At 73.4% G+C, this 23,971-nt stretch carries 19 protein-coding genes and 1 riboswitch; of the genes, 5 read left to right on the plus strand and 14 right to left on the minus strand.

Annotated elements, in window-relative coordinates; genetic code table 11:
* Positions 1-153: 153 nt before the first annotated feature.
* A complete protein-coding gene (locus KBZ10_RS08430; protein ID WP_210986877.1) occupies positions 154-387 on the minus strand; it encodes a DUF6247 family protein in 234 nt (77 codons plus the stop codon).
* Positions 388-406: 19 nt separating this feature from the next.
* Entirely contained in the window at positions 407-1,579 is a 1,173-nt protein-coding gene (gene mnmA / locus KBZ10_RS08435) for a tRNA 2-thiouridine(34) synthase MnmA (RefSeq protein WP_210986878.1), read from the minus strand.
* A 521-nt stretch (positions 1,580-2,100) separates the two neighbouring features.
* On the opposite strand from mnmA, the gene KBZ10_RS08440 reads away from it, so the two are divergent.
* Together KBZ10_RS08440 and KBZ10_RS08445 are read left to right on the plus strand one after the other, a co-directional pair.
* Positions 2,101-2,868, plus strand: a complete 768-nt coding sequence (locus KBZ10_RS08440) for an N-acetylmuramoyl-L-alanine amidase (protein WP_210986879.1) — start codon at positions 2,101-2,103, stop codon at positions 2,866-2,868.
* A gap of 571 nt (positions 2,869-3,439) precedes the next feature.
* On the plus strand, positions 3,440-4,999 hold the full coding sequence (locus tag KBZ10_RS08445) for a cryptochrome/photolyase family protein (RefSeq protein ID WP_307847282.1): 1,560 nt from the start codon (positions 3,440-3,442) through the stop codon (positions 4,997-4,999).
* 131 nt (positions 5,000-5,130) lie between these two features.
* On the opposite strand, the gene KBZ10_RS08450 is transcribed toward KBZ10_RS08445, so the two are convergent.
* Positions 5,131-7,425, minus strand: a complete 2,295-nt coding sequence (locus tag KBZ10_RS08450) for an excinuclease ABC subunit UvrA (protein ID WP_210986880.1) — start codon at positions 7,423-7,425, stop codon at positions 5,131-5,133.
* A 417-nt stretch (positions 7,426-7,842) separates the two neighbouring features.
* Here KBZ10_RS08450 and KBZ10_RS08455 point away from each other — a divergent pair, with 417 nt between their 5' ends.
* Both KBZ10_RS08455 and KBZ10_RS08460 read left to right on the plus strand, forming a co-directional pair.
* A complete protein-coding gene (locus KBZ10_RS08455) occupies positions 7,843-8,331 on the plus strand; it encodes a MarR family transcriptional regulator (RefSeq protein ID WP_307847283.1) in 489 nt (162 codons plus the stop codon).
* Positions 8,328-9,635: an MFS transporter gene (locus tag KBZ10_RS08460; protein WP_210986881.1), complete on the plus strand. Its 1,308-nt coding sequence runs from the start codon at positions 8,328-8,330 to the stop codon at positions 9,633-9,635. Before KBZ10_RS08455 ends, KBZ10_RS08460 begins: the two co-directional genes overlap by 4 nt.
* A gap of 111 nt (positions 9,636-9,746) precedes the next feature.
* Here KBZ10_RS08460 and KBZ10_RS08465 read toward each other — a convergent pair whose 3' ends face one another.
* The 11 genes from KBZ10_RS08465 to KBZ10_RS08515 all read right to left on the minus strand — a co-directional run bounded on the left by KBZ10_RS08465 (position 9,747) and on the right by KBZ10_RS08515 (position 22,238).
* Positions 9,747-10,916 carry a cysteine desulfurase family protein gene (locus KBZ10_RS08465; RefSeq protein WP_210986882.1) on the minus strand — a complete coding sequence of 390 codons (1,170 nt, stop codon included), beginning with the start codon at positions 10,914-10,916 and terminating at the stop codon, positions 9,747-9,749.
* Positions 10,917-11,176: 260 nt separating this feature from the next.
* A complete protein-coding gene (locus tag KBZ10_RS08470; protein WP_210986883.1) occupies positions 11,177-12,022 on the minus strand; it encodes a thioesterase family protein in 846 nt (281 codons plus the stop codon).
* 322 nt (positions 12,023-12,344) lie between these two features.
* Positions 12,345-13,004, minus strand: coding sequence for a trimeric intracellular cation channel family protein (locus KBZ10_RS08475; protein ID WP_210986884.1), 660 nt, complete (start codon positions 13,002-13,004; stop codon positions 12,345-12,347).
* Between the two features lie 84 nt (positions 13,005-13,088).
* Positions 13,089-14,210 carry an ABC transporter ATP-binding protein gene (locus KBZ10_RS08480; RefSeq protein ID WP_210986885.1) on the minus strand — a complete coding sequence of 374 codons (1,122 nt, stop codon included), beginning with the start codon at positions 14,208-14,210 and terminating at the stop codon, positions 13,089-13,091.
* Positions 14,207-15,355, minus strand: coding sequence for an ABC transporter ATP-binding protein (locus tag KBZ10_RS08485; protein WP_210986886.1), 1,149 nt, complete (start codon positions 15,353-15,355; stop codon positions 14,207-14,209). Before KBZ10_RS08485 ends, KBZ10_RS08480 begins: the two co-directional genes overlap by 4 nt.
* Before the next feature lie 4 nt (positions 15,356-15,359).
* Positions 15,360-16,313, minus strand: coding sequence for an ABC transporter permease (locus tag KBZ10_RS08490; protein WP_210986887.1), 954 nt, complete (start codon positions 16,311-16,313; stop codon positions 15,360-15,362).
* Positions 16,313-17,317, minus strand: coding sequence for an ABC transporter permease (locus tag KBZ10_RS08495; RefSeq protein WP_210986888.1), 1,005 nt, complete (start codon positions 17,315-17,317; stop codon positions 16,313-16,315). Before KBZ10_RS08495 ends, KBZ10_RS08490 begins: the two co-directional genes overlap by 1 nt.
* 94 nt (positions 17,318-17,411) lie before the next feature.
* A complete protein-coding gene (locus KBZ10_RS08500) occupies positions 17,412-19,079 on the minus strand; it encodes an ABC transporter substrate-binding protein (RefSeq protein WP_210986889.1) in 1,668 nt (555 codons plus the stop codon).
* 227 nt (positions 19,080-19,306) lie between these two features.
* The gene (locus tag KBZ10_RS08505) at positions 19,307-20,128 is read right to left on the minus strand and encodes an enhanced serine sensitivity protein SseB C-terminal domain-containing protein (protein WP_374223324.1); all 822 of its coding nucleotides are present in this window, start codon (positions 20,126-20,128) and stop codon (positions 19,307-19,309) included.
* A gap of 177 nt (positions 20,129-20,305) precedes the next feature.
* Positions 20,306-21,067 (minus strand): enhanced serine sensitivity protein SseB, encoded by a 762-nt coding sequence (locus KBZ10_RS08510; protein WP_210986927.1) that lies wholly within the window; start codon positions 21,065-21,067, stop codon positions 20,306-20,308.
* Positions 21,068-21,542: 475 nt separating this feature from the next.
* Positions 21,543-22,238 (minus strand): ATP-binding protein, encoded by a 696-nt coding sequence (locus tag KBZ10_RS08515; RefSeq protein WP_210986890.1) that lies wholly within the window; start codon positions 22,236-22,238, stop codon positions 21,543-21,545.
* A 313-nt stretch (positions 22,239-22,551) separates the two neighbouring features.
* Positions 22,552-22,656, plus strand: a riboswitch (glycine riboswitch).
* 176 nt (positions 22,657-22,832) lie between these two features.
* Between KBZ10_RS08515 and gcvT the strand changes: the two genes are divergently transcribed.
* The gene (gene gcvT, locus KBZ10_RS08520) at positions 22,833-23,963 is read left to right on the plus strand and encodes a glycine cleavage system aminomethyltransferase GcvT (RefSeq protein ID WP_210986891.1); all 1,131 of its coding nucleotides are present in this window, start codon (positions 22,833-22,835) and stop codon (positions 23,961-23,963) included.
* The last annotated feature ends 8 nt before the right edge of the window (positions 23,964-23,971 follow it).

Below are 23,971 nucleotides of genomic sequence, written 5' to 3' on the forward strand. Positions count from 1 at the left end.
GATTCCCCATGCCCGTCTTGGGATCTCCTCTGCGGGTTACCCGCACAGAACAACCTATGACGCCCCGTCCTCGCACGCCAGAATACTCATCGGGGCTCGCGGTTCATTCGGTGCCGACCGGCAGCGCGGCGAGCTCGCGGCCTCGCTTCGGTGTTACGGAGCGGTCGCCTCTCCGTGGTCCTCGTCGGGCAGCGGGCGGGTGAGCTGAGCCGTCAGTTCCGGGTCGGCGAGGATGCGCGCGGTCGCCCGCCACTCGACGACTACCCGGTGGACGTTGGCGTGGATGTCCGAATCCGCGGCGCCGTGCACAGCCTGGGTCAGCTCCCGCACAAACTGCTGCACCTCGTCGGCCGACAGATGACGGGTCCACGGAAGGGCTGAGGGCATCACCGGCAGGACTCCCCCCTCAGCCCCGGGCGGCCGCCGGCGTGCGGCGGCGCTCCGTCGTGGCGATGGTCGCCGAGCCGACGACCCGGGTGCCGTCGTAGAGGACGATCGCCTGGCCCGGGGCCACGCCGCGGACCGGCTCGGTGAACGTCACCCGGAGCATCGGGGCCCCCTCGGCGTCCTCGGCCGGCTCCGCCGTCACCGGGGTCTCCTCGCCGTGGGCGCGGAGCTGGGCCGTGTACGGGCCCGGGCCCGCCGGGGGCTCGCCGCACCAGCGCGGGCGGATCGCCGTCAGCGCGGTGACGTCGAGCGCCTCCTGCGGGCCGACCGTGACCGTGTTGTTCACCGGCGAGATGTCCAGCACATAGCGCGGCTTGCCGTCCGGGGCCGGCACGCCCAGGCGCAGGCCCTTGCGCTGGCCGATGGTGTAGCCGTAGGCGCCCTGGTGGCTGCCGAGCCGGTTGCCGTCCTCGTCGACGATGTCACCCTCGGCCGTCCCCAGGTGCTTGGCCAGGAAGCCCTGGGTGTCGCCGTCGGCGATGAAGCAGATGTCGTGGCTGTCGGGCTTCTTCGCGACGGCCAGACCGCGGCGCTCGGCCTCCGCCCGGATCTCGTCCTTGGTGGTGAGGGTGTCGCCCAGCGGGAACATGGCGTGGGCGAGCTGGCGCTCGTCGAGGACCCCGAGGACGTAGCTCTGGTCCTTGGCCTCGTCGGAGGCGCGGTGCAGTTCGCGGCCGCCGTCCTCGCGGGTGACGACGGTGGCGTAGTGGCCGGTGCAGACGGCGTCGAAGCCCAGGGCGAGGGCCTTGTCCAGCAGCGCCGCGAACTTGATCTTCTCGTTGCAGCGCAGGCAGGGGTTCGGGGTGCGCCCGGCGGCGTATTCGGCGACGAAGTCGTCGACCACGTCCTCGCGGAAGCGCTCGGCCAGGTCCCAGACGTAGAACGGGATGCCGATGACGTCGGCGGCCCGGCGCGCGTCGTGGCTGTCCTCGATGGTGCAGCAGCCCCTGGCCCCGGTGCGGAAGGACTTCGGGTTGGCCGACAGGGCGAGGTGGACGCCGGTGACGTCATGGCCCGCCTCGGCGGCGCGGGCGGCGGCGACGGCGGAGTCGACACCGCCGGACATGGCGGCCAGGACCCGCAGCCGGGTGCCGTCGCGGGGGGCGGTGGGTGCGCCGGGGAAATCGTTCATAGCCCTATCAGCGTACGGGCCCGGGGCCGCCCGTCCCAACGCGATACGGGACCGGACCCGGTGCGGCAGGGAAGCGCGGGTCCGGTGCGGTACGGCAGGGCGGGCCCGGCGCGGCCGGGGACCCGTCCCACGCGATACGGGTCCCCGGCCCGACGCCGTGCGCGAGCGCGGACCCGGCGCGGTACGGGACCCGGTACGGCGCGGTGCGGAACCCGGTACGGCGCGGTGCGGGACCCGGTACGGCGCGGTGCGGGACCCGGTACGGCGCGGTGCCGTCGTCGGCCGCCGGGGACCGGCGGGACCGCCGGCGCGGAGGGGCGAGCACGCGTACGGCGCCCACCGCACGCCACCGCGCACGGCTGGAAACGGCCGGAAACGACCGCCGCCGGAACAGGGCGCGGCGGCCACCCGTTGAGCACAGAACAACCCAGCGCACGAAGAAGCGAGTTCCCGAGCAACCCCGAGACCCCGGGCGCGGTCCGTGCCGCCGAGGGGCACCCAGCGAGCACAAGAGGTCGCGGATGGAAGCACAGCAGTCGCGCCGGTCCGAGCCGCCGCAGCAGCGCGAGCCCCGGCGTGAGGGCCGCGTGCCCGAGCCCCGCGGTGGGGAGCGCACGGCGGGGTCCCGCCGGGGCGTCAGCCGACGGGCCCTGCTCATCGGCGGAGCGGCCGTGGGTCTCGGCACGGCCGGGTATCTCGCCGCGGACGGCTCGCGCTGGTGGTACCGCGTCCCGGGCGTCGACCGGCCCCGGAAGGAGGGCGAGGTCGACCACCCGGGCGCCGAGTGGATACCGGCCTCGTCCGCGAACTGGCGGATGGCCGACCGGCCGTACGACTACACCATCGACCGGGTGGTGATCCACACCATCGAGGGCGACTACGCGGTGGGCCTGAAGGTCTTCCAGAACCCCGGGCACGGCGCCGCCGCGCACTACGTGGTGCGCACGGAGGACGGGCACGTGGCGCAGATGGTGCGCGAGTTGGACGTGGCCTACCACGCGGGCAACCGCGCCTACAACGAGCGCAGCATCGGCATCGAACACGAGGGCTTCGCGGGGCGCGCCGGCTCCATCACCGACGCCACCTACCGGGCCTCGGCGGAGCTGACCGCCGGCATCTGCGACCGGTACGGCCTGCCCCGGGACCGGGAGCACATCGTCGGCCATGTCGAGGTGCCCGGCACCGACCACACCGATCCCGGGCCGCACTGGGACTGGGACCGCTATCTGCGCTTCGTCCGGGCCGTGAAGCCGTCGCCCCGCCCGAGTGACGGAAAGAGCCCGGCCTGACGGGGGGCGCCGGGCCTGACGGGGACGTGACCGGGGCACCGCGGCGCGGGTGAGCGAGCCCACGGACGGCCGCGCCCGTCCGGGGAGGGGGCCGGCCCGGCGGCGCCCGTGTGCCGACCCGGCGGGGAGGGGTACCGAGCCGGTGAGCCCGGGGGCCGGCTGGGCAAGGCGGGCCCGCGTCCGTCTCCGGCACCCGCTCGGCGGGGCCGTGCGCCGGCACGGCGGGACCGGGGTGCCGGCACGGCGGGACCGGGGTGCCGGCACGGCGGGCCCACATGCAGGCTCGGTAGGGCGGGGTACCGGCTCGGCGGGCTTGAGTGCCGGCTCGGCGGGCTTGAGTGCCGGCTCGGCGGGCTTGAGTGCCGGCTCGGCGGGCTTGAGTGCCGGCTCGGCGGGCTTGGGTGCCGGCTCGGCAGGGCGGCCCCCACGCCCGTCTCCGGCACCGGCCCGGCAGGTCGGGGGCCGGCTCGGCGGGTCGGGCGGCTCGTCCCTCTCCGGCGCCGTTCCGCCACAGAGTCCGTCTCCACGGCGGCCTCCTTGACCGGCGTCCGGAATCAACCACTATGAGGCGGTGATTACCGAACCGCGGGGTGAGCCCGCTTACCACTGGCTCTTCGGGGACCAGCTCGGCCCGCACTTCCTCACCGGCGCCGGCACGGGAACCGGCGGCACCGGCGGCAGCCGCAGCCGCGCCGGCGGGAAGATCGTCATGATCGAGAGCCGGTCCGTCTTCCGCCGCCGCCGCTTCCACCGGGCCAAGGCCCATCTCGTCCTCTCCGCCATGCGCCACCGCGCCGCCGAACTCGGCGACCGCGTGCGCTACATCCGGGCCGGCAGCTACCGCGAGGGCCTGGCCCGGGCCACCGGCGGCGCGTCCGTGACGGTGCATCACCCGACCTCGCACGCCGCCCTGCGGTTCGTCCGCTCCCTGGAGCAGGTCACCGTCCTCCCGGCGCGCGGCTTCCTGGTCTCCGCCGGGCAGTTCGCCGACTGGACGGGCGCCGGCCCGGACGGTCCAGGGCCGGGCCGGGTCCGGATGGAGGACTTCTACCGCCGGGTGCGGCGCGAGCTCCGGCTGCTGATGGACGGGGACGAGCCCGCCGGGGGCCGCTGGAACCTCGACTCCGACAACCGGGAGCCCCCGCCCCGCCAGGATTCGTTGCCCGTCCCCCGCCCCTATCTCCCCCGCGAGGACGCCGTGGACGAGGAGGTCCGCCGCGACCTCGATCGCTGGGAGGCCGACGGCGAGGTCTCCTTCGCCGGCCGCGACGGACCGCGGCTCTTCCCGGCCACCCGCGCCGAGGCGCTGCGCGCGCTGCGGCGCTTCACGGAGAAGCGGCTCGGGAGCTTCGGGCCCTGGGAGGACGCCGTCCTGTCCGACGACTGGGCCATGAGCCACAGCCTGCTCTCCCCCGCGCTCAACCTGGGCCTGCTCGACCCGGCCGAGTGCGTGACGGCCGCCGAGGACGCGTACCGCGCCGGGAAGGTCCCGCTCAACTCCGCCGAGGGCTTCGTCCGGCAGATCGCCGGCTGGCGCGAGTACATGTGGCATCTGTACTGGAGCCTCGGCGACGAATACCGGCACAGCAACGCCCTGGGCCACCACCGGCCGCTGCCGGGCTGGTTCGCGGAGCTCGACGCCGGTGCCGTCACCGCCCGCTGCCTCGCCACCGCCCTCACCGGGGTGCGGGACCGCGCCTGGACCCACCACATCCCCCGGCTGATGATCCTGGGCAACTGGGCCCTGCAGCGGGGATGGGATCCCCTGGCCGTCACGGACTGGTTCCACCGCTCGTTCGCCGACGGCTACGACTGGGTGATGCTGCCGAACGTCATCGGCATGTCCCAGTACGCCGACGGTGGGCGCATCACCACCAAGCCCTATCTGTGCGGCGGTTCGTACATCAACCGGATGAGCGACCTCTGCGGGGACTGCGCCTACCGGCCCGACCGGCGGACGGGTGAGCGGGCCTGTCCCGTCACGGCCGGCTACTGGTATTTCCTGGAGCGGAACCGGCCGCTGCTGGAGGGCAATCCCCGGGTCGCCCGCTCGCTGCACGGGCTGGACCGCCTCACGGATCTGCCCGAGGTCGTACGGCAGGAGGAAGCACGCGGGGACGCGGCCCCGTAGCGCAGTGGGCCGGAGGCCGGGCCGGCCCGCGGCCCGGCAGGCAGAGAGCCGGCGGGACGGAGCCCAGGTGGGGCCGGGGCCGGGGCGGAACCAGCCACCCGGCCCCGCCCCCGGCCGCCGCGCCCGTGCCCCTATCCGGCCGCCCCGACGTACGACCGCAGGTGCCGGGCGGTCAACGTGTCCCCCTTCTCGACAAGTTCGGCCGGGGTGCCCTCGAAGACGATCCGGCCGCCGTCGTGGCCCGCGCCCGGGCCGAGGTCGATCAGCCAGTCGGCGTGGGCCATCACGGCCTGGTGGTGTTCGATGACGACGACCGTGTTGCCGTCGTCCACGAGCCGGTCGAGCAGCGCCAGCAGTTGGTCGACGTCGGCCAGGTGCAGCCCGGTCGTCGGCTCGTCCAGGACGTAGGTCGTGCCCTTCCCGGACATGTGGACGGCGAGTTTCAGCCGCTGCCGCTCGCCTCCGGAGAGGGTGTTGAGAGGCTGGCCGAGGCGCAGGTAGTCCAGGCCGACATCGACGAGCCGGCCGAGGACGGTGCCGGCCTGGCCGGTGGTGAAGAAGGCGCGCGCCTCGCCCACCGGCATCTCCAGCACCTCGCTGATGTTCTTGCCGCGCAGGGTGTAGGAGAGCACCTCGGGGGTGAACCGCTTGCCCTCGCACTTCTCGCAGACGGAGGCCACCCCGGCCATCATCGCGAGGTCGGTGTAGACGAGCCCGATGCCGTTGCAGCCCGGGCAGGCCCCCTCCGAGTTGGCGCTGAACAGCGCCGCCCGGACGCCGTTGGCCTTGGCGAAGGCCTTGCGGATCGGGTCGAGCAGCCCCGTGTACGTGGCCGGGTTGCTGCGGCGCGAGCCGCGGATCGGCGACTGGTCCGCGACGACGACGCCCTCCCGCCCCGGCAGCGCCCCGTGGATCAGTGAGCTCTTGCCCGAGCCGGCGACCCCGGTGACCACCGTCAGCACACCCAGCGGGATGTCCACGCTGACGTTCTTGAGGTTGTGCCGGTTGGCGTCCTTGATCGCCAGGTGCCCGCGCGGGGTGCGCACCGCCTCCCGCAGCCGGGCCCGGTGCTCCAGATACCGGCCGGTGAGCGTGGAGGAGGCACGCAGTCCGGCCACGTCGCCGCTGTAGCAGACCTCGCCGCCGGCCGTTCCGGCCCCGGGCCCGAGGTCGACGACGTGGTCGGCGATCGCGATGACCTCGGGCTTGTGTTCCACGACGAGGACCGTGTTGCCCTTGTCGCGCAGCCGCAGCAGCAGGTTGTTCATCCGCTGGATGTCGTGCGGGTGGAGTCCGGTGGTGGGCTCGTCGAAGACGTAGGTGACGTCGGTGAGGCTGGAGCCCAGGTGCCGGACCATCTTCACCCGCTGGGCCTCGCCGCCGGAGAGGCTTGCGGAGGTGCGGTCCAGGCTGAGATATCCCAGGCCGATCTCCACCAGGGAGTCCAGCAGTTGCCGCAGTCCGGCCAGCAGCGGGGCGACGGACGCGTCCTCGATGGTCCGCACGAACTCGGCGAGATCGCTGATCTGCATCGCCGAGCAGCCGGCGATGGTGCGTCCGCCGATCTTCGAGGACAGCGCGGCGGCGTTGAGCCGGGCGCCGCCGCAGTCGGGGCAGTCGGCGAAGACCACGGCGCGGTCGACGAAGGCCCGGATGTGGGACTGCATGGATTCCCGGTCCTTGGCGAGGAAGGTCCGGCGGATCCGGGGCACCAGCCCCTCGTAGGTGGCGTTGGTCGTGCCCACCTTGATCTTGGTGGTGGGCTTGTGCAGCAGGTCGTCCCACTCCTGCGGGGTGAACTCCCGCAGCGGCTTGGCGGGGTCGTAGAGGCCGGAGCCCGCCATGATCTGCTGGTACCAGGAGCCCACGGTGAACCCGGGGGCAGTGATCGCCCCCTCGTTCAGCGAGCGGTCCCGGTCCAGGATCCCGTCGATGTCGATCTCCGTGACCTGGCCGAGCCCCTCGCAGGCGGGGCACATGCCCTCGGCGCTGTTGAAGCTGAAGGCGGTCGAGGTGCCCACGTGCGGGGTGCCGAGACGGCTGAAGACGATCCGGAGCATCGTGTGGGCGTCGGTCGCGGTGCCCACGGTGGAGCGGGAGTTGGCGCCCATCCGCTCCTGGTCGACGACGATGGCGGCGCTGAGGTTGTGCAGGCCGTCGACGTCGGGGCGGCCCACGCTGGGCATGAACCCCTGGACGAAGGCCGAGTACGTCTCGTTGATCAGCCGCTGCGACTCCGCGGCGATGGTGCCGAAGACCAGGGAGGACTTCCCCGAGCCGGACACGCCGGTGAAGACGGTGAGGCGGCGCTTGGGGAGATCCAGGGAGACGTTCCCGAGGTTGTTCTCCCGGGCCCCGCGGACCTGGATGGTGTCGTGGCTGTCGGCGGAGTGCGGTGGCCTGGGTACTAAGGGGTCGGAATGCATCCGGCTCTTCCTTGCTGGAGTCTCGGCGGTGGTCGTCTCCGCGGCGCGGCCCCGGCGCCCGGTGCGGGCGGGGTCACGGGACGGCGTACCGGTCCGCCGGCGCACGGCCGACCGGGCCGGGGGAAACGCCGTACAGCGTACGCGGAGCGGCGGGCGGAGGGGACCGGTTTTCTCCCGGCCGCCCGGCCGCCCGGCCGCCCGGCCACAGCGCGGGGACGGGCTTCGCGGCAGGCCCTGCCGGCTCAGCCCGCCCGGCGGGTCCGTTCCACCGTCGGTCACCACCGGGCGGGTTCCGCGGACCGATCCGGCGGAGACGCCGCACAGGAGGAGACGCCGCACAGGAGGAGGCCCGGGGGACGCCCCACCGTGGGCGGCTGACCGCGACGGCAGTTATCACAGCACTGTTATATTAGCGCTGTGACATCTTCGGATCCCACAACGCTGCCCGACCCCTGGCACTCCCTGCACGAGCTGCTGGCAGCCATGGACGCCGAGATCGAGCAGGTCTACGCCGAGCGTGGCATCGAGGGGGTGCGGCCCCGGTTCGCCTATCCGCTGATCCGGCTCGCCCACACCGGACCACTGACCATCCGCGAGCTCGCGACGTCCCTGGGCCGCTCGCACTCCGCGGTGAGCCAGACCGTCGCCGCCCTGCGCAAGGAGGGCCTCGTCACCTCCGAGCCGGGGCCCGACGCCCGCACCCGGCGCATCGGCCTGACCGAGCGCGGCCGATCGCTGGTGCCCTTCCTGGAAGCGGAGTGGCGCGCCACCCACGCGACGGTCGCCGAGCTGGACAGCGAGATCCCGTACGCGATGACCGCCGTGGTCGAGGAGGTGCGGCGGGCCCTGGAACGCCGCCCGATGCGGCAGCGGATCCTCCACCACCTCGTCGAGCCACCGCGATGAGGCGGCGCGTCCGCGTCCGCGTCCGCTTCCTCGACACCCGCCCGCTGCGCGGCAATCAGCCGTTCCGCGACCTGTGGATCGGCACCTCCGCCTCCCAACTCGGCGGGCAGATGGCCAACGTGGCAGTGCTGGCCCAGGTCTGGGAGCTGACGGGCAGCCCCGTGGGCACCGGCGCCATCGGGCTCGCCACCGGCCTGCCGATGGTGCTGTTCGGGCTGCTCGGCGGCACGCTGGCCGACACCTTCGACCGCCGCGCGCTGGTGCGGGCCACCACCGCGGGCCAGCTGCTGGCCGCCGCGGGACTGTGCGCCCAGGCCCTGGCGGACAACCGCGACGTGCTGCTGCTGCTCGCCCTGGTGGCCGTGGGGACGAGCTGCGGCGCTCTCGGAGCTCCCGCCCGGCGCACCTTCCCGGTCCGGCTGCTGCCGGGCGACCAGGTCGCCGCCGGTCTCGCGCTGGCCAATGTCTCCTTCCAGGCGGCGATGCTGGCCGGTCCCGCGCTGGCCGGCCTGGTCATCGCCCGCTGGGACCTACCCGCCGCGTACGCGGCCCAGGCCGTGACCACGGCGGTCTCGATGCTCGCGGTGCTCCGCCTGCCCGCCATGCCGCCCGAAGGCGCCGACGCGGCAACCGGCAGGCGCCGGCCGGAGCGTGGCGGCTGGGGAATCGTCCTGCGCCGCCCGACGCTCTGGGGCTCGCTGGCCACCGACCTGTCCGCGACGCTGCTCGCCATGCCCGTCGCGCTCTTCCCGCTGGTCAACGAGGCCCGCTTCGGGGGAAGTCCACGGACCCTCGGCCTGTTCCTCTCGGCCGTCGCGGCCGGGGGGATCACGGCCGGTCTGCTCTCCGGCACGGTGACGGGCCGGCGCCGTGCCGGCCTGGTCCAGCTGTCCGCGGCCGGTGTCTGGGGCCTGGCGCTGGCCTGTTTCGGGCTGGCGGGGCCGCTGTGGGCGGCGCTCGGCTGCCTGGCCGTGGCGGGCGCTGCCGACACTGTGTCCGTCGTCACCCGCGGTGCCCTGATCCAGCGGGAGACCCCGGACGCCTGCCGGGGCCGGGTCTCCTCGGTGGAACACGTCATCGGTGTCGCGGGCCCCGAACTCGGCAACTTCCGCGGCGGCCTGCTGGCGTCGGCCACCTCCGCCTCCTTCTCCCTGGTCTTCGGCGGGCTCTCGGCCGTCCTGGCGATCGCCGCCGTGGCCGCGGCCAACGCGCCTCTGCGCGCCTACCGCACGCCGCCCGCTGCCGCGAGGCCGACCGCCCCTGAAGTCGCCGAGGCGCCGGCGGCCACCGGCGAGGTCCGCTGATCCGCCTCCCACCTGCCGCGTCCCGCCTCCCGCCCGGCGCCCGGCGCCCGGCGAGGCCTGCGTCGTTCCTCGCCGACGGCGTCCGGACCGCGCGCACCGCCCCGTGCCGGCTCAGCTCAGCCCGGCCCGGCGGGCCCGTTCCACCGCCGGGCCGATGGCCTTGGCCACCGCGTCCACATCGGCCTCGGTCGAGGTGTGCCCGAGCGAGAAGCGCAGCGTGCCGCGTGCCTGCTCCGGGCTCGCACCGGTGGCCAGGACGACATGGCTCGGCTGGGCGACCCCGGCCGTGCAGGCGGAGCCGGTGGAGCACTCGATGCCCTGGGCGTCGAGCAGCAGGAGGAGCGAGTCGCCCTCGCAGCCGGGGAAGGAGAAGTGCGCGTTGGCGGGGAGCCGCCCGGCCGGGTCGGGGTCGCCGCCGAGGATCGCGTCCGGCACCGCCTCCCGTACGGCCGCCACCAGCCTGTCGCGGAGCGCGCCGATCTCCCGCGCGAAGTCCGCGCGGTGCTCGGCGGCGTGGCGCCCGGCCGCGGCGAAGGCGGCCACCGCCGGGACGTCGAGGGTGCCGGAGCGCACCTGCCGCTCCTGCCCGCCGCCGTGCAGCAGTGGGACGGGGGCCAGATCGCGGCGGAGCAGCAGCGCGCCGATGCCGTACGGGCCGCCGATCTTGTGGCCGGAGACGGTGAGGGCGCTCAGTCCGGAGGCGGCGAAGTCCAGCTCGATCTGCCCGAACGCCTGCACGGCGTCGGAGTGGACGGGGATGCCGTACCCGGCGGCCACGGCGGCCAGTTCCGCGACCGGCATGACCGTGCCGATCTCGTTGTTGGCCCACATCACGGTCACCAGCGCCACATCGTCCGGGTTCCGTTCCACGGCCTCGCGCAGGGCCTCGGGGTGCACCCGCCCGGCGGAGTCCACCGGCAGGTACTCCACCCGGGCGCCCTCGTGCTCGGCGAGCCAGTCGACGGCGTCCAGGACGGCGTGGTGTTCGACGGGGCTGGCGAGGATCCGGGTGCGCTCCGGTGCGCCGTCCCGCCGGGCCCAGTAGAGGCCCTTCACCGCGAGATTGTCCGATTCCGTACCTCCCGAGGTGAACACCACCTCGCTGGGCCGCGCCCCGAGGGCCGCCGCGAGCGACTCGCGGGACTCCTCGACGGTGCGCCGGGCCCGCCGCCCGGCCGCGTGGAGGGAGGAGGCGTTGCCGGTGACGGCGAACTGGGCGGTCATCGCCGCCACCGCCTCGGGAAGCATGGGCGTCGTGGCGGCGTGATCGAGGTAGGCCATGATGCGCACGATTCTACGAGGAGCGGCGCGGGCGGAAGGCCGCCCCCGGCCTGTACCGCGCCCTCCGGTCAGTGGGCGGCCGCGCGGGACCGGTCCCGCGCGGCCGTGTGCCGTGTGCCGTGTGTCCGGTGGGCCCGCGGCCGGCCGGTGCCGGTGCACGGCGGTGCGCTTCCGTGGCGGGCCCACGGCGGGCGGGTCGCGGCCCGGCGCCCGGGCGCGGGGGCGGGGGCCCGGCTCCGGGGTCGCGCCGGCGCCACCCGTCAGCCGAGCTGCGCCCGGGCGAGCTGGCGGGACTGGGCGACGAGGCGGTCGCGGCTGTCCCAGACCTCGGCGTCCTCCTCCAGGAATCCGCCCGCGAGGTTGCGGGTGGTGATGGCGACGCGCAGCGGGCCCGGCGCCGGCCGGGAGCGGATGTGGGCGGTGAGTTCGACGGTGGGGACCCAGCCGGAGAGGCCCAGCTCGAAGGCGGTGGGCGGCAGGGCGTCGACGGCCAGCAGCAGGGAGAGCGGGTCGGCGTCGCGGCCGTCGGCGAGGCGGAACCAGGCGCGCATCTCGCCGTTGCCGGAGGGCTTGCCGCGGGCCCAGCCGGCGGTGGCCGGGTCCAGGCGGACGTCGAGCCGGCCGGCTATCTCGGTGGCGCCGAGCAGGGCGCCGACCTCGTCGTCCGCGTGCCGGGCGCCGAGGCACTCCTCGAACGGCGGCATGGCGGGGGGCTTGGCGGTGGTGCGGACGTCGTCGGGGAGGGCGTCGAGGTCCCCGTAGCCGGCGACCACGCGCAGCCGCTCGACCTCGGTGCCGTTCTCGTCGAGCTGGGTGAGGGACGCCTGACCGGTGGAGAGGGTGCGGCCGGTGCGCACCACCTCGGTGCGGATCCGCGCCGGGCCGGGGCGGGAGGCGGTGAGGTAGTGGGCGGTGACGGTGAAGGGGTCGGAGTGCGGCAGGGCCTCACCGAGGGCGCGGCCCGCCATGGCGAGGAGGTAGCCGCCGTTGACGGCGTGGATGATCGTCCAGCCGGACGACAGCTCCGCGTCATGCACGCCGGGCTCGCGCGGCGTCACCGCCGTGTCCCGGTCGAACTCGCTGTTCCCGATGGTTGCCTGTGCCATGGACTGTACGGTACACCGAAAATATTACTCGCCGGTAGACGCCGGGTAACCACCGGTACGGAAAGCCGGCGGGCAGCGCCGGGGGCGGTCCGTTCCGCGCCGCCCCGGCGGCGCGGAACGGACCGCGTTCCCGGCTGAGGGGCCGCTCCGTCCCGGGGACCGGTGCCGTGTCCGTGGACGAGAGCACCGGCCGGGGGCGAGCACACCGGCGAACCGGCCGGGGGGGGCGGACCGGCCGCCCCGCATCGTCCGGCGACGGGAAGCCCGGGGGACGGGCGAGCCGGGCCCCGGCGCCTCCCCGGCCCCGGCGCCGCTCCGGCCCCTACGCCTCCTCCGCCGCCGACGACCTGCGGTGCCAGGCCCGGGGCGCCCGCCAGCCGTAGCGGATCGCGCAGAGCCGCAGCAGGAAGGCGGCGAGCGCGGAGAGCGCGCTGGAGACCGGGTTGAGCGCCCCGAGGTGGATGAGCAGCGCGGCCAGCGAGGCACCGACGATGGCCGGGACGGCGTAGATCTCCCGGTCCCAGCGGAGCAGCGAGGGCACCTCGTTGGCCAGGACGTCCCGGACGACACCGCCGCCCGCGGCCGTCACCACGCCCAGCACGGCCGCGAAGGGCAGCCCGAGCCCGTACTCGTACGCCTTGGTGGTGCCGACGACGCAGAACAGCCCCAGCCCGGCCGCGTCGAAGACGGCCACCGCCCGGTTGATCCGCTCCACCTGCGGATGGAGGAAGACCACCAGCACGGCCGCGAGCAGCGGCGTGACCAGATAGCCGAGATCGGTGAAGGCCGCGGGCGGCACGGCGCCGATGATCAGGTCCCGGATCAGGCCGCCCCCCGTCGCCGTGGCCGTCGCGAGCACCGCGATGCCGAACACGTCGAAGTTCTTGCGCACGGCGAGCAGCGCGCCGGAGATCGCGAAGACGAAGATCCCGGCGATGTCCAGCGCGTGCAGCACGGAGGGGGTGAACAGATCGGTGAGCACCCGGCGATTCTGCCCGGTGCCGGCGCGGTCATGACCCGTGTGACGTGTTACGCGCCGCGTGCCGTGCCGCCCGCCGCCGGGCCGTCAGACGCTTTCGGCGGCCTTCTCCGGCTCCTCGGGCTTCCCGGATTCCTCGGACCCCTCGGGCTTCTCGGGCTTCTCCGCCGTCACCACTCCGGGCTCATGGACGGTGACCGCGCTGTTCATGCGGACCGTGCCGGCCGCGATCTCGGCGGCGTAGTGGCAGGCCACCTTGTGGCCGCCGCCCAGGTCCCGCAGCTCCGGGCGCTCGGTGTCGCAGAGGGTGTCCTGCTTCCACGGGCACCGGGTGTGGAAGCGGCAGCCGGCGGGCGGGGTCGCGGGCGAGGGCAGGTCGCCGGTGAGCAGGATGCGCTCGCGGCTGTCCTCGACCGCGGGGTCGGGGATCGGCACCGCCGACATCAGGGCCTTGGTGTACGGGTGCAGCGGCTCCGCGTACAGCCCGTCGCTGGGCGCCTCCTCCACCAGCGAGCCGAGGTACATCACCCCGATGACGTCCGAGATGTGCCGCACCACGGCCAGGTCATGGGCGATGACCACGTAGGTCAGCCCCATCGACTCCTGCAGCTCCTCCAGCAGGTTGATCACCTGGGCCTGGATGGAGACGTCCAGCGCGGACACCGGCTCGTCGCAGATGATCACGTCCGGTTCCAGCACCAGCGCCCGCGCGATGCCGATGCGCTGCCGCTGGCCGCCGGAGAACTCGTGGGGGTAGCGGGAGAGCGCGTTGGCGGGCAGGCCCACCTTGGCGAGGATCTCCTGGATGCGGGCGCGGCGCTCCTCGCGGTCGGCGCCGATGCCGTGCGCGGCCATGCCCTCGGAGAGGATCGACTCGATGTTCTGCCGCGGGTCGAGGCTGCCCAGCGGGTCCTGGAAGACCATCTGCACCCGGCGGCGGAACCTGCGCATCTCCTCCTCCGGGAGGTGCGCGAGGTCGGTGCCGTCGAGGACGACGTCACCGTCGGTGATGTCCACCAGCCGCAGGATGGCCCGGCCCAGGGTCGTCTTGCCGCAGCCCGACTCGCCCACCAGGCCGTAGGTCTGCCCGGCCTCGACGGAGAGCGAGACGCCGTCGACCGCGTAGACGTGGCCGACCGTGCGGTCGAAGACGATGCCCTTCTTCAGGGGGAAGTGGACCTTCACCCCGTCCAGCTTCAGCAGGCTCATGAGGTGGCCTCCGTCTTCTCGGTCGCGGCAGCCCCGGTGGCGGTGGCGTTCTTCTCGTCCCCGGCGGCACCGGGCTCGGCACCCGGTTCGGCGGTGTCACCGGCCTCCGGCACCGCTTCGTCCGGAAGGACGTGCGGGGCCTCGATCATGGCCGCGTCCCCCGCACCGGGCGCGTCGAGCACCGGGTTGACGCACCGCACCCGGTGCCCCGGCGTGCGCGGCTCCGTCAGCTCGGGAGTGCCCTGCAGGCACTCCAGGGTGTAGTGGTCGCAGCGCGGCGCGAAGGCGCAGCCGTCCGCCCAGGCGATGTTGTCGTTGATGGAGCCCCGGATGGGGTTCAGCGGCTCGCCGCGCGGTGCGTCGAGCCGGGGTATGGAGCCCAGCAGCCCGTTGGCGTACGGGTGGGTGGGGGCGTCGAACAGCTCGCGCCGTCCCGCCGACTCCACGACCTTGCCCGCGTAGAGCACGTTGACCTGGTCGCAGAGTCCGGCGACCACCCCGAGGTCGTGGGTGATCATCAGCAGGGCGGTGCCCTCCTGGTCCACCAGTTCCTTGAGGAGTTCGAGGATCTGCGCCTGGATGGTGACGTCCAGCGCGGTGGTCGGCTCGTCGGCGATCAGCAGCCGCGGCGCGCAGGCCACGGCCATGGCGATCAGCGCCCGCTGCCGCATACCGCCGGAGAGCTGGTGCGGGTACTCCTTGAGCCGCCGGTACGGGTCGGGAATGCCGACCCGGTCCAGCAGGGAGGCGGCCTCCTTGCGCGCGGCCTGCCCCTTGAGGCCCCGGTGCCGGGTCAGGATCTCCGTGACCTGGATGCCGATGGGGACCACGGGGTTCAGCGAGGAGAGCGGGTCCTGGAAGATCATCGCGAGCTGGGATCCGCGCATCTCGCGCATCTTCGCGTCACTCAGCCCGAAGAGATCGGTGCCGTCGAACCCGGCCCGCCCGCCGATCTCCACGCCGCGCCGGGGCAGCAGCCCCATCAGGGCGAGCGAGGTGACGCTCTTGCCGCAGCCGGACTCGCCGACGAGGCCCACGACCTCGCCCTCGCCGACGGAGAAGGACACACCCGACACGGCCCGCACATCGCGGCGTCCGCGCGCGGTGAAAGTGACGGTCAGTTCGTCCACGGAAAGCAACGGCATGTCATCAGCTCCGCAGTTTCGGGTCGAGGGCCTCGCGCATGGCCTCGCCGAGGAGGGTGAAGCCGAGGGCCGTGATGATGATGCCCACCGAGGGGTAGACCGCGAGCATCGGCGCCGAGTCGAAGAAGTCCTGCGCCTGGGAGAGCATGACGCCCCACTCCGGAACGGCCGCGTCCGGGTTGCCGAGGCCGAGGTAGGACAGGGCGGCTGCCTCGATGATGGCGGTGGCCAGGCTCAGCGTGGCCTGCACGATCACCGGGCTCAGCGAGTTGGGCACGATGTGGCCGAGCACGATCCGGCGCTTGCGCACCCCCAGCGCCCGGGAGGCGAGGACGTAGTCGGAGCCGCCCTGGGCGAGCATCGAACCGCGCAGAAGCCGGGCGAAGATGGGGATCTGCACCACACCGACCGCGATCATCACGGTGGTGAGGCTCTGCCCGAGAACGGCCGCGACGGAGACCGCCAGCAGCAGCGAGGGCAGCGCCAGCAGCATGTCGATGAAGCGCATGATGACGGAGTCGATCCGCCGCCCGGCGCGCCCGCCGAGCGTGGCCGCGGCCCCGGAGGCGACGCCGATCAGACAGCCGACGGTGAAGCCGAGAAGGGTGGCCACCACACCGACGAGCAGGGTCTGCCGGGCACCGACGAGCATCCGGGAGAACTCGTCCCGGGCGAGGTGGTCCAGCCCGAACCAGTTCTCGGCGCGCGGTCCGACGAAGACGGAGCGGGCCGGAATGACCTCGCCCCGCCACAGCTGGGCGGTCGGCGAGTACGGGGCGATCCACGGGCCGATCAGGGCTATCAGGATGAAGAGGGCGATGATGCCGGCGCCGATGATCGCCATCTTGCTGGAGCGCAGCCGGCGGAAGGCCTCATACCAGAGGCTGTGGCCGGTCGCGCTCTCGGTCTGTGCGGTGAGCTCCGCGAGCCGGTCGATCTTGTCGGTCTTGGTGCTCATCAGTGCACCCGCACTCTCGGGTCAATGAGGTTGTAGGCCAGGTCGACCAGAAGGTTGAGGATCACGTAGGTCAGCGCGATGAAGAGGATGAAGCCGACGAGCACCGGGTAGTCGCGACCCTCGATGGCGGTCCGCAGGAAGGAGCCGATGCCGCCGAAGGCGAAGACGGATTCGGTGAGCACCGCGCCCGACAGCAGGCTGCCGGTGAGCAGGCCGACGGCGGTGACCACCGGCAGCAGCGCGTTGCGCAGCACGTGCCGGCCGCGCACCACGTGCTGCTGGAGGCCCTTGGACTCGGCGGTGCGGACATAGTCCTCGCCGAGCACCTCCAGCACGCTGGCCCGGGTCATCCGGACGATGACGGCGAGCGGGATGGAGGCGAGGGCCAGCGCGGGCAGCACCAGATGCATGAGGGAGTCCCAGGCGGCGTCGAACTCACCGGTGAGGATGCCGTCCAGCACGTAGAAGCCCGTCACCTCGGTGGCGTTCAGCCCGGTGGATTGCCGGCCGTAGCTGGGGAACCAGCCGAGGTTGACGGCGAAGACGGCGCGCAGGAGGAAGGCCAGGAAGAAGACCGGGACGCAGATCCCGACGAGGGAGCCGGAGACCGCGGAGACGTCGAGCCAGCTGCCGCGGCGCTTGGCCGCGAAGTAGCCGAGCGGGATGCCGACCGCGACGGCGATGAGCATGGCGAAGAGGCCGAGTTCGACCGTGGCGGGGAACCGCCGGGCGAACTCGTCCCACACGGGCTGGCCGGTCTGGGTGGAGGTGCCCAGGTCCAGCTCTCCCAGCCGCTTGAGGAAGCGGCCGTACTGCACCCACACGGGCTGGTCGAGCCCGAGGGCGCGCTCGATCCGGATCTTGTCCGCTTCGGTGGCCCGTTCTCCGAGCAGGGCCGCCGCCGGTCCTCCGGGGAGCTTGTTCAGCCAGAGGAAGAGCAGGACGGACAGGCCTAGCAGTGTGGGTATGAGCTGCAGCAGTCTGCGTACTACGAGACGCAACACCCCGCGCTACCCCTTTCTGGTCATGGATCGCAACCACGTCCGCCCGGCCACCTGATGTGCCGTGGCCGGGCGGACCTGGACTTGCTCGGTTGTGTTACTTGAAGGAGACCTCGGCGAAGTTCTCCTGCGTCAGCGGGGAGACCTTCGGCGGGTTGACGTCCTTCGCGAAGGCGATGGACGGCGGGGACGAGGAGATCGGCAGACCGGGCAGGAAGTCCATGATGACCTCGTTGGCCTTCTTGTACAGCTCGGTGCGCTTCTCGGCGTCGGGCTCGGAGGAGGCGGCCTTCATGGCGTCGAAGACCTTGTCGTTCTTGAAGCCCCACTGCTTGTCGTAGCCGCCGAACCAGGTGCCGATGAAGTTGTAGCCGTCGTTGAAGTCACCGGTCCAGCCCATGAGGTACAGGCTGCACTTGCCGTTCTGGACGGAGTCCAAGTAGTCCGGGTTCCACTTCATGGCGCGCGGCTTGACCTTGATGCCGGCGTTCTCCAGGTCCGCCTTCATCAGCTCGAACATGTCGGCCGGGGCCGGCATGTACGGGCGGGTGACCTCGGTCGGGTAGCAGAAGTCCAGGGTCGGGTTCTTCGCGCCGGCGTCGGCGAGGAGCTGCTTGGACTTCTTGACGTCCTGCTCGTAGACCTTCACGTCGCCCGAGTAGCCGGCGACCGTGTCGGGCATGAACTGGCTGGCCTTGACGCCGCCTTCGGGGAGCTGCGTCTCGACGATGTTGTCCCGGTCGATCGCGTGGGCGATGGCCTGGCGGACTTCCTTCTTCTTCAGCAGCTTGTTGTTCTCCTGGTTGAAGCCCAGGTAGAAGATGTTGAAGACGTCGCGGGTCGGGACCTGGAAGCCGTCCTTCTCCAGCGTCTTCACATCGGCGGGGGCGACCAGGTCGTAGCCGTGGATGTCACCGGCCTGCAGCGCCTGGCGGCGGCCCTCCTCGGTGTCGAGGGTGCGGAACACCAGCTTCTCGACGCCGGCCTTCTTGCCCCAGTAGTCGTCGAAGCGCTCAAGGGTGATCTCCTTGTTGCCCTTGTTCCACTTCGCGATCTTGAAGGGGCCGGTGCCGGCGACCGTGCCGGCCTCCTGGCTGTACTTGGGGTAGGTGATCGCGTCACCCTCGCCCTTCGCCTCTTCCTTCTCGTAGGCGTCGATCGCCTTCGGGGAGTGGATGGCGAGCGCCTGGAGGGAGAAGCCGCCGGGGAGGTTGGCCGTGGCCTCCTTGACCTTGATGACCGGGGTCAGCTCGTCCTCGGCGGTGCAGGAGACGTAGTTCGCCTCGGGCGTCTCCTTGTCCTCGTTCTTCTTGAAGCCGCCCATGATGGTCTGCCAGTAGTAGGAGACCGCGCTGTTCTGGTACGTGCCCGACCAGTTGTACCAGTGGTCGTAGTTCTTGCAGACGGCCTCGGCGGTCAGCTTCTCGCCGTCGTGGAACTTCACGCCCTCGCGGAGCTTGAACGTCCACTCGGTGCCGTCCTCGCTGCCCTCCCAGGACTTGGCGAGGCCGCCGACGAGCTTGCTGCCGCCCGGCTCGTGCTCGATGAGGGCCTCGAAGGCCTGGCGGGTGACGCGGAACGTCTCGCCGTCACTGGCCAGGGCGGGGTCGAGGGAGCCGGGGTCACCCGCGGCACCGAAGATGAAGGTGTCACCCGCCTCTCCCTTGCCGCCGTTGTCCCGGTCACTGGCGCAGCTGGTCACGGCCAGCCCCATCGCCAAGGTGACCACAACCGCCCGAGCGGCTCTGGATTTTCCTATTCGCATGCTCCACCCCAGGGATGAACGGTATTGAGAGGCGCTGACCGCCCGAACACTACAGACGACCATCCCCGCGGTGAACAGTCCGCATAGCGGTGATACATACCTGAGACCCGGACAGCGCATATACCGGATATGCCCAGATCAGAGCCGGTTGACGCGATGCGCCCCGGGTGGTCTGGAGTGCTATCGCACGGGCATACGGCGTCCCGCGCAAGGGGGTTGAGCGGGTCTCAGCGCGGCGCGGCGCCCGGCAGCATGCCGTGCGGCGGCGGATAACCGTAGCCGGGGGCGGGACCGGCGCCCGGCACCACCCCGGCCCCGGGGCCGGCGGCGTAGCCCTCGCGGTCGAAGAAGGGCCGGGAGTTGGCGCGCATCCACAGGGCCACGGGGTCGTACTCGTCGGACAGCGCGACGGTCGACACCGGCAGCCCGTCGGGCACCGCGCCGATGGACTGGCCCATCATCCGGCGCACGGACTCCACGGCCTGCGGCCCGTTGTCGTACAGCTCCAGACCGATGGCCAGATACGGCACCCCGACCGAGGGCTGCACCCAGGCGCGGCGCAGCGCCCGTACGGCGGGCGTGTGATGGGCGTTCTGCGTGAGCAGGGCGTAGAACTGCGGGATCTCCACGGCCGGTTCGGTGATCCGCAACGGCCCGGCGGGCAGCCGGTCCAGCCCGGAGGCGACCCGTCGCAGATCGGCCCAGGGGATGCCGACGCCGCCGCCGGGCGCGTGCGGGTTGAGCCACAGGCCCCAGCGGTCGGGGAAGAGGGAGGCGGCGATCTCGCGGCCGCCGACCACCTCGTGCGCCCGGTTCCAGCCGCTGGCGGCCAGCTCCTGGGCGGAGGTCACACAGGGGGCGTAGCCGTAGCCGTCGACCTCCATGTTGCCGTACTGGGCGTCGGGCGTTCCCGGATGGCCGTGCCACAGCAGCATCCACACCTGCCCGTCGGCGAGGGCCCGCAGCAGCGCCTCGTAGGCGTCATACCGGCCGGGCGTCACCTGTGGCAGCAGCTGCTCGATCTGCTCCCTGTCCCCGCCCGCGCTCACCTGGTTCCGCCCCTTCGTCTTGCCTCTCGGCACCGCCGCGGTGCGCGTCGTTCGCGCCCCGCCGGGTCATCCAACCAGCTTACGGACCGGACACGGCAGCGCCCGCCGCCCCGTCCACCGTCCGGGTGTCGCACACCGGCCGTTCCCGGCCGCGCCGCGCCTGTGTTCGGCCCCGCGTCACCCGGCGGTGTGGAAGGGGCGGATCCGCGCCCGCATCCAGTCCGCGACCGGGTCCTGCGCGATGTCCAGCAGCACCATCTGCACGGGCCACGGCACCGGCACCGCGCCGAGTGCCCGGCCGAGCGCGTCGTGCACCCGGACGCGGTCCTCGGGTTCGCAGCGGGAGAGCTCGACGCCGACGAAGAGCGCCGGAGGGTCGCCCTCGACACTCGCGAGGGTGCGGCGGGCGGTGAGCACGACCCCCGTTGTGGTGAACTCCCCGGCGGCGGCGGCCAGGAAGTCGACCGGTTCGTCCTGCCAGTCCGGCTCGAAGAGCCGCACCCGCCCGCCCGACGGGACGCCGGGCCCGCTCTCGCCGCGGCCGGTGCGGCACAGCTCGGCCACGGCCGGCGGGGGCAGCGGCACTCCGACGGAGGATCCGCCCGGGTTGACGGCGATGCCCAGTTGCGGCGGCAGCCCGCGGGCGAACTCCCGTGCGGGCGCGACGGTGCAGGGCATGTGCGGGCCGGTGCCCCGGAGGAACTCCTCCTCCGAGCTGTAGACGGGGACGCAGGCGATGCCCGCCACGTCCAGGGTCGGCAGGTCCAGGTGAGGGCTGGACGGCCCGCCGCCGTTCGGCAGCGGCACCCAGACCCGGCTGCGGCCGAGGACCTCGATCAGCCGGGCGCCCGCCCCGGGGACCCCGAGCGAGGCGGCGAGCACCTCTTCCAGTTCGTTGCGGGGGAACCCGCCCGGCGCACCCCCGGACACCCCGGGCATCCCCGCCGGGGCCGGGGTGCGCTCGTGCTGCTCCGGGATGCTCGTGCCGTCGATGCTCATGCCGTTCCCACCACGTCTCGTCCGCGCCGCCCGGCGCCGCGGGGCCTGTCCCCCGGAGCCCGGCACGGCCGCAGCCGGCGCGGCCCGCGCGGACGCCGTCGCACACGGCCGCCGCCCACGGCGGCCGGCGTCGACAGGGATCCGGGTAGCAGAACCCTAGCGCCGGCCCACCGGGGTACGGCCAGGGGCCCGGCAGGGCGGATTACCGCGGATTTCCCGCCGCTTCACCGCACCTTCCGGGCTTCCCCGCGCCGAGGGCGGTACGACTGACCCTTCCGCGGTGCGGGCCCACGGGATCGCGCTCACGGCCGGAGCCCGCCGGGCCGGTCCCGTGCCCCTGCGGAATCCGCGGGACCGGACGGCCCGGGCCCGGGGTACGGGTCCGGGGTCCGGGGTCCGGGATCCGGGGTCCGGGTCAGCCGAAGCCGATGCTGTCCAGCGCGCTCGCGGAGGTGCGGTCGAGCAGCACCACCGAGACACAGCCCTCCGGCGCCCGGCCGGCCTCCGCCTCGGCGACCAGCCGCGCCACCGCCCGGCGGTGGCGGCCGAAGGCGTACCCGGAGACCCCCCGGCCGCGCGCCAACTGCCCGGCGAGGGCCGTCTCCGGGGAAACGTCCAGCAGCGCCAGATGCAGACCGCGGCCCCGCCGCCGGGCGTCACGCGCCAGCCAGCGGCGCACCCACGGCAGCGTCCCGCAGTCGTGGACGACGACGCTCCCGCCCGAGCGCAGCGCCCGGCGCAGCCCGGCGTAGTGCGCGGCGCGCACCAGGGGGCGGTAGAGGGCGTACGGCAGGGCGGCGGGCAGCCGGCGCTGCCAGCGGTCCCGGGCGTCCTGGGAGTCGACGCGGTGGACGGCGGCGCCGCGGGCGTCGAGGGCGGCGGTGGCCCGGGTGATCAGGGTGCTCTTGCCGCTGCCGGGCAGCCCCGAGACGACGAGGACGTCCCCGGGCGGGTAGCGCAGCGCGGAGGGCCGGCGACCGCGCAGATCGGTCTCGGCCGCGCCCCGGCCGGCGGCGGGCACGGGCGCGGCCGCCGCCCACTCCCCCGCCCCGTCCCCGGATACGGCGGAGGGCTCCGCTTCCGCGGCGGTCTCCGGACCCGTGCCCGGCACCGTGCCGCCCGGCACCGTGCCGCCCGGACTCGTGCCGCCCGGACTCGTGCTGCCCGGACCCGCCGCGGCCCGCGGCCCGACGGCGTACATCCCCTGGACCCGAACCTGCACCTGATCGTCCCCCCTCTGTGCTGTCACCCCGGACTGCCCGGCCACCCTGGCAAGAACGGTGCCGCGTTACAACGTCGATACCCGGTGCGCGATTCCGCGATGTGCTGATGAGACGGACCGTCCGGACCGGTTCTCCGGTTCCCTCCGGTCCGGTATTCCGATTCCCGTGCGATGATGACGGCGCCAACTGCATACCGCCGTTCGAATCCGCGCGGGAGAGTCCCCGGTCCGGCCGCCGCGCCGCCCCGGGGCGCCGAAGGAGCAAGTCCTCCCTTGAATCTCTCAGGCCCCGTACCGCGCGGACGAGGCAAATCTGGAAAGCGGGCCGTCCCTCCGGGGCGCCCCCACCCAAGGTGCAAGCCGCACCCCCGGTACGTACCGTACGTACGGTTGTGGCGAAGCTCTCAGGTTCCATGACAGATGGGGAGACTGTGTGGCCGACGCCGCGCAGAGTTCCGCCACCTTCGTCCGGGAGCCATCGCCATGACCGACGCCCCTCGCCGCACCCCGCTCGACGCGCTGCACCGCTCGCTCGGTGCCTCGATGACCGACTTCGCCGGCTGGGACATGCCGCTGCGCTACGGCAGCGAGCGGGACGAGCACACCGCCGTCCGCACCCGCGCCGGCCTCTTCGACCTCTCCCACATGGGTGAGATCACCGTGACCGGCCCGCAGGCCGCGGAGCTGCTGGACTACGCGCTGGTGGGCCACCTCTCCGCCGTCGCGCCCGGCCGCGCCCGCTACACGATGATCTGCGAGCCGGGCGGCGGCATCCTCGACGACCTGATCGTCTACCGCCTCGGCGCGGAGCGGTACCTGGTCGTCGCCAACGCCTCCAACGCCCAGGTGGTGCTGGACGCGCTGACGGAGCGCGCCGCCGGCTTCGACGCGGCCGTGGCCGACGACCGCGAGAACTACGCGCTGATCGCGGTGCAGGGCCCCGAGTCCCCCGGCATCCTCGGTTCGCTCACCGACGCGGACCTGGCCGGCCTGAAGTACTACGCCGGGCTGCCCGGCACCGTCGCCGGCGTCCCCGCCCTGATCGCCCGGACCGGCTACACGGGCGAGGACGGCTTCGAACTGTTCGTCGCCCCGGGCGACGCCGAGCCGCTGTGGCGGGCGCTGACGGAGGCCGGGAAGGACGCCGGACTGGTCCCCTGCGGCCTGTCCTGCCGGGACACCCTGCGCCTGGAGGCGGGCATGCCGCTCTACGGGCACGAGCTGAGCACCGCCCTCACCCCGTTCGACGCCGGGCTCGGCCGGGTGGTGAAGTTCGACAAGACCACCAACGGCGGGCGCTTCGTCGGCCGCGAGGCCCTGGAGGCCGCCGCGGCCCGTGCCGCGGAGGCCCCGCCGCGGAAGCTCGTCGGCCTGGTCGCCGAGGGCCGCCGGGTGCCGCGCGCCGGCTACCCGGTGGTGGCCGCGGACGGCGGCGGGACCATCGGCGAGGTCACCTCCGGCGCCCCGTCGCCGACCCTGGGCAGGCCGCTCGCCATGGCGTACGTCGACCCCGCGTACGCGGCCCCGGGCACCCCCGGTGTCGCCGTGGACATCCGCGGCCGCCACGAACCGTACGAGGTCGTGGCCCTGCCCTTCTACCAGCGGCAGCGCTGAGCCTCCCG

The sequence above is a fragment of the Streptomyces sp. F63 genome, assembly GCF_018070345.1.
Classification (GTDB): domain Bacteria; phylum Actinomycetota; class Actinomycetes; order Streptomycetales; family Streptomycetaceae; genus Streptomyces.

Coding starts and splice junctions, on each gene's coding strand:
- KBZ10_RS08430 (WP_210986877.1), bottom strand. CDS start 387: ATGCCCTCAGCCCTTCCGTGGACCCGTCATCTGTCGGCCGACGAGGTG.
- mnmA (WP_210986878.1), bottom strand. CDS start 1,579: ATGAACGATTTCCCCGGCGCACCCACCGCCCCCCGCGACGGCACCCGG.
- KBZ10_RS08440 (WP_210986879.1), top strand. CDS start 2,101: ATGGAAGCACAGCAGTCGCGCCGGTCCGAGCCGCCGCAGCAGCGCGAG.
- KBZ10_RS08450 (WP_210986880.1), bottom strand. CDS start 7,425: ATGCATTCCGACCCCTTAGTACCCAGGCCACCGCACTCCGCCGACAGC.
- KBZ10_RS08460 (WP_210986881.1), top strand. CDS start 8,328: ATGAGGCGGCGCGTCCGCGTCCGCGTCCGCTTCCTCGACACCCGCCCG.
- KBZ10_RS08465 (WP_210986882.1), bottom strand. CDS start 10,916: ATGGCCTACCTCGATCACGCCGCCACGACGCCCATGCTTCCCGAGGCG.
- KBZ10_RS08470 (WP_210986883.1), bottom strand. CDS start 12,022: ATGGCACAGGCAACCATCGGGAACAGCGAGTTCGACCGGGACACGGCG.
- KBZ10_RS08480 (WP_210986885.1), bottom strand. CDS start 14,210: ATGAGCCTGCTGAAGCTGGACGGGGTGAAGGTCCACTTCCCCCTGAAG.
- KBZ10_RS08485 (WP_210986886.1), bottom strand. CDS start 15,355: ATGCCGTTGCTTTCCGTGGACGAACTGACCGTCACTTTCACCGCGCGC.
- KBZ10_RS08490 (WP_210986887.1), bottom strand. CDS start 16,313: ATGAGCACCAAGACCGACAAGATCGACCGGCTCGCGGAGCTCACCGCA.
- KBZ10_RS08500 (WP_210986889.1), bottom strand. CDS start 19,079: ATGCGAATAGGAAAATCCAGAGCCGCTCGGGCGGTTGTGGTCACCTTG.
- KBZ10_RS08510 (WP_210986927.1), bottom strand. CDS start 21,067: ATGCCCGGGGTGTCCGGGGGTGCGCCGGGCGGGTTCCCCCGCAACGAA.
- gcvT (WP_210986891.1), top strand. CDS start 22,833: ATGACCGACGCCCCTCGCCGCACCCCGCTCGACGCGCTGCACCGCTCG.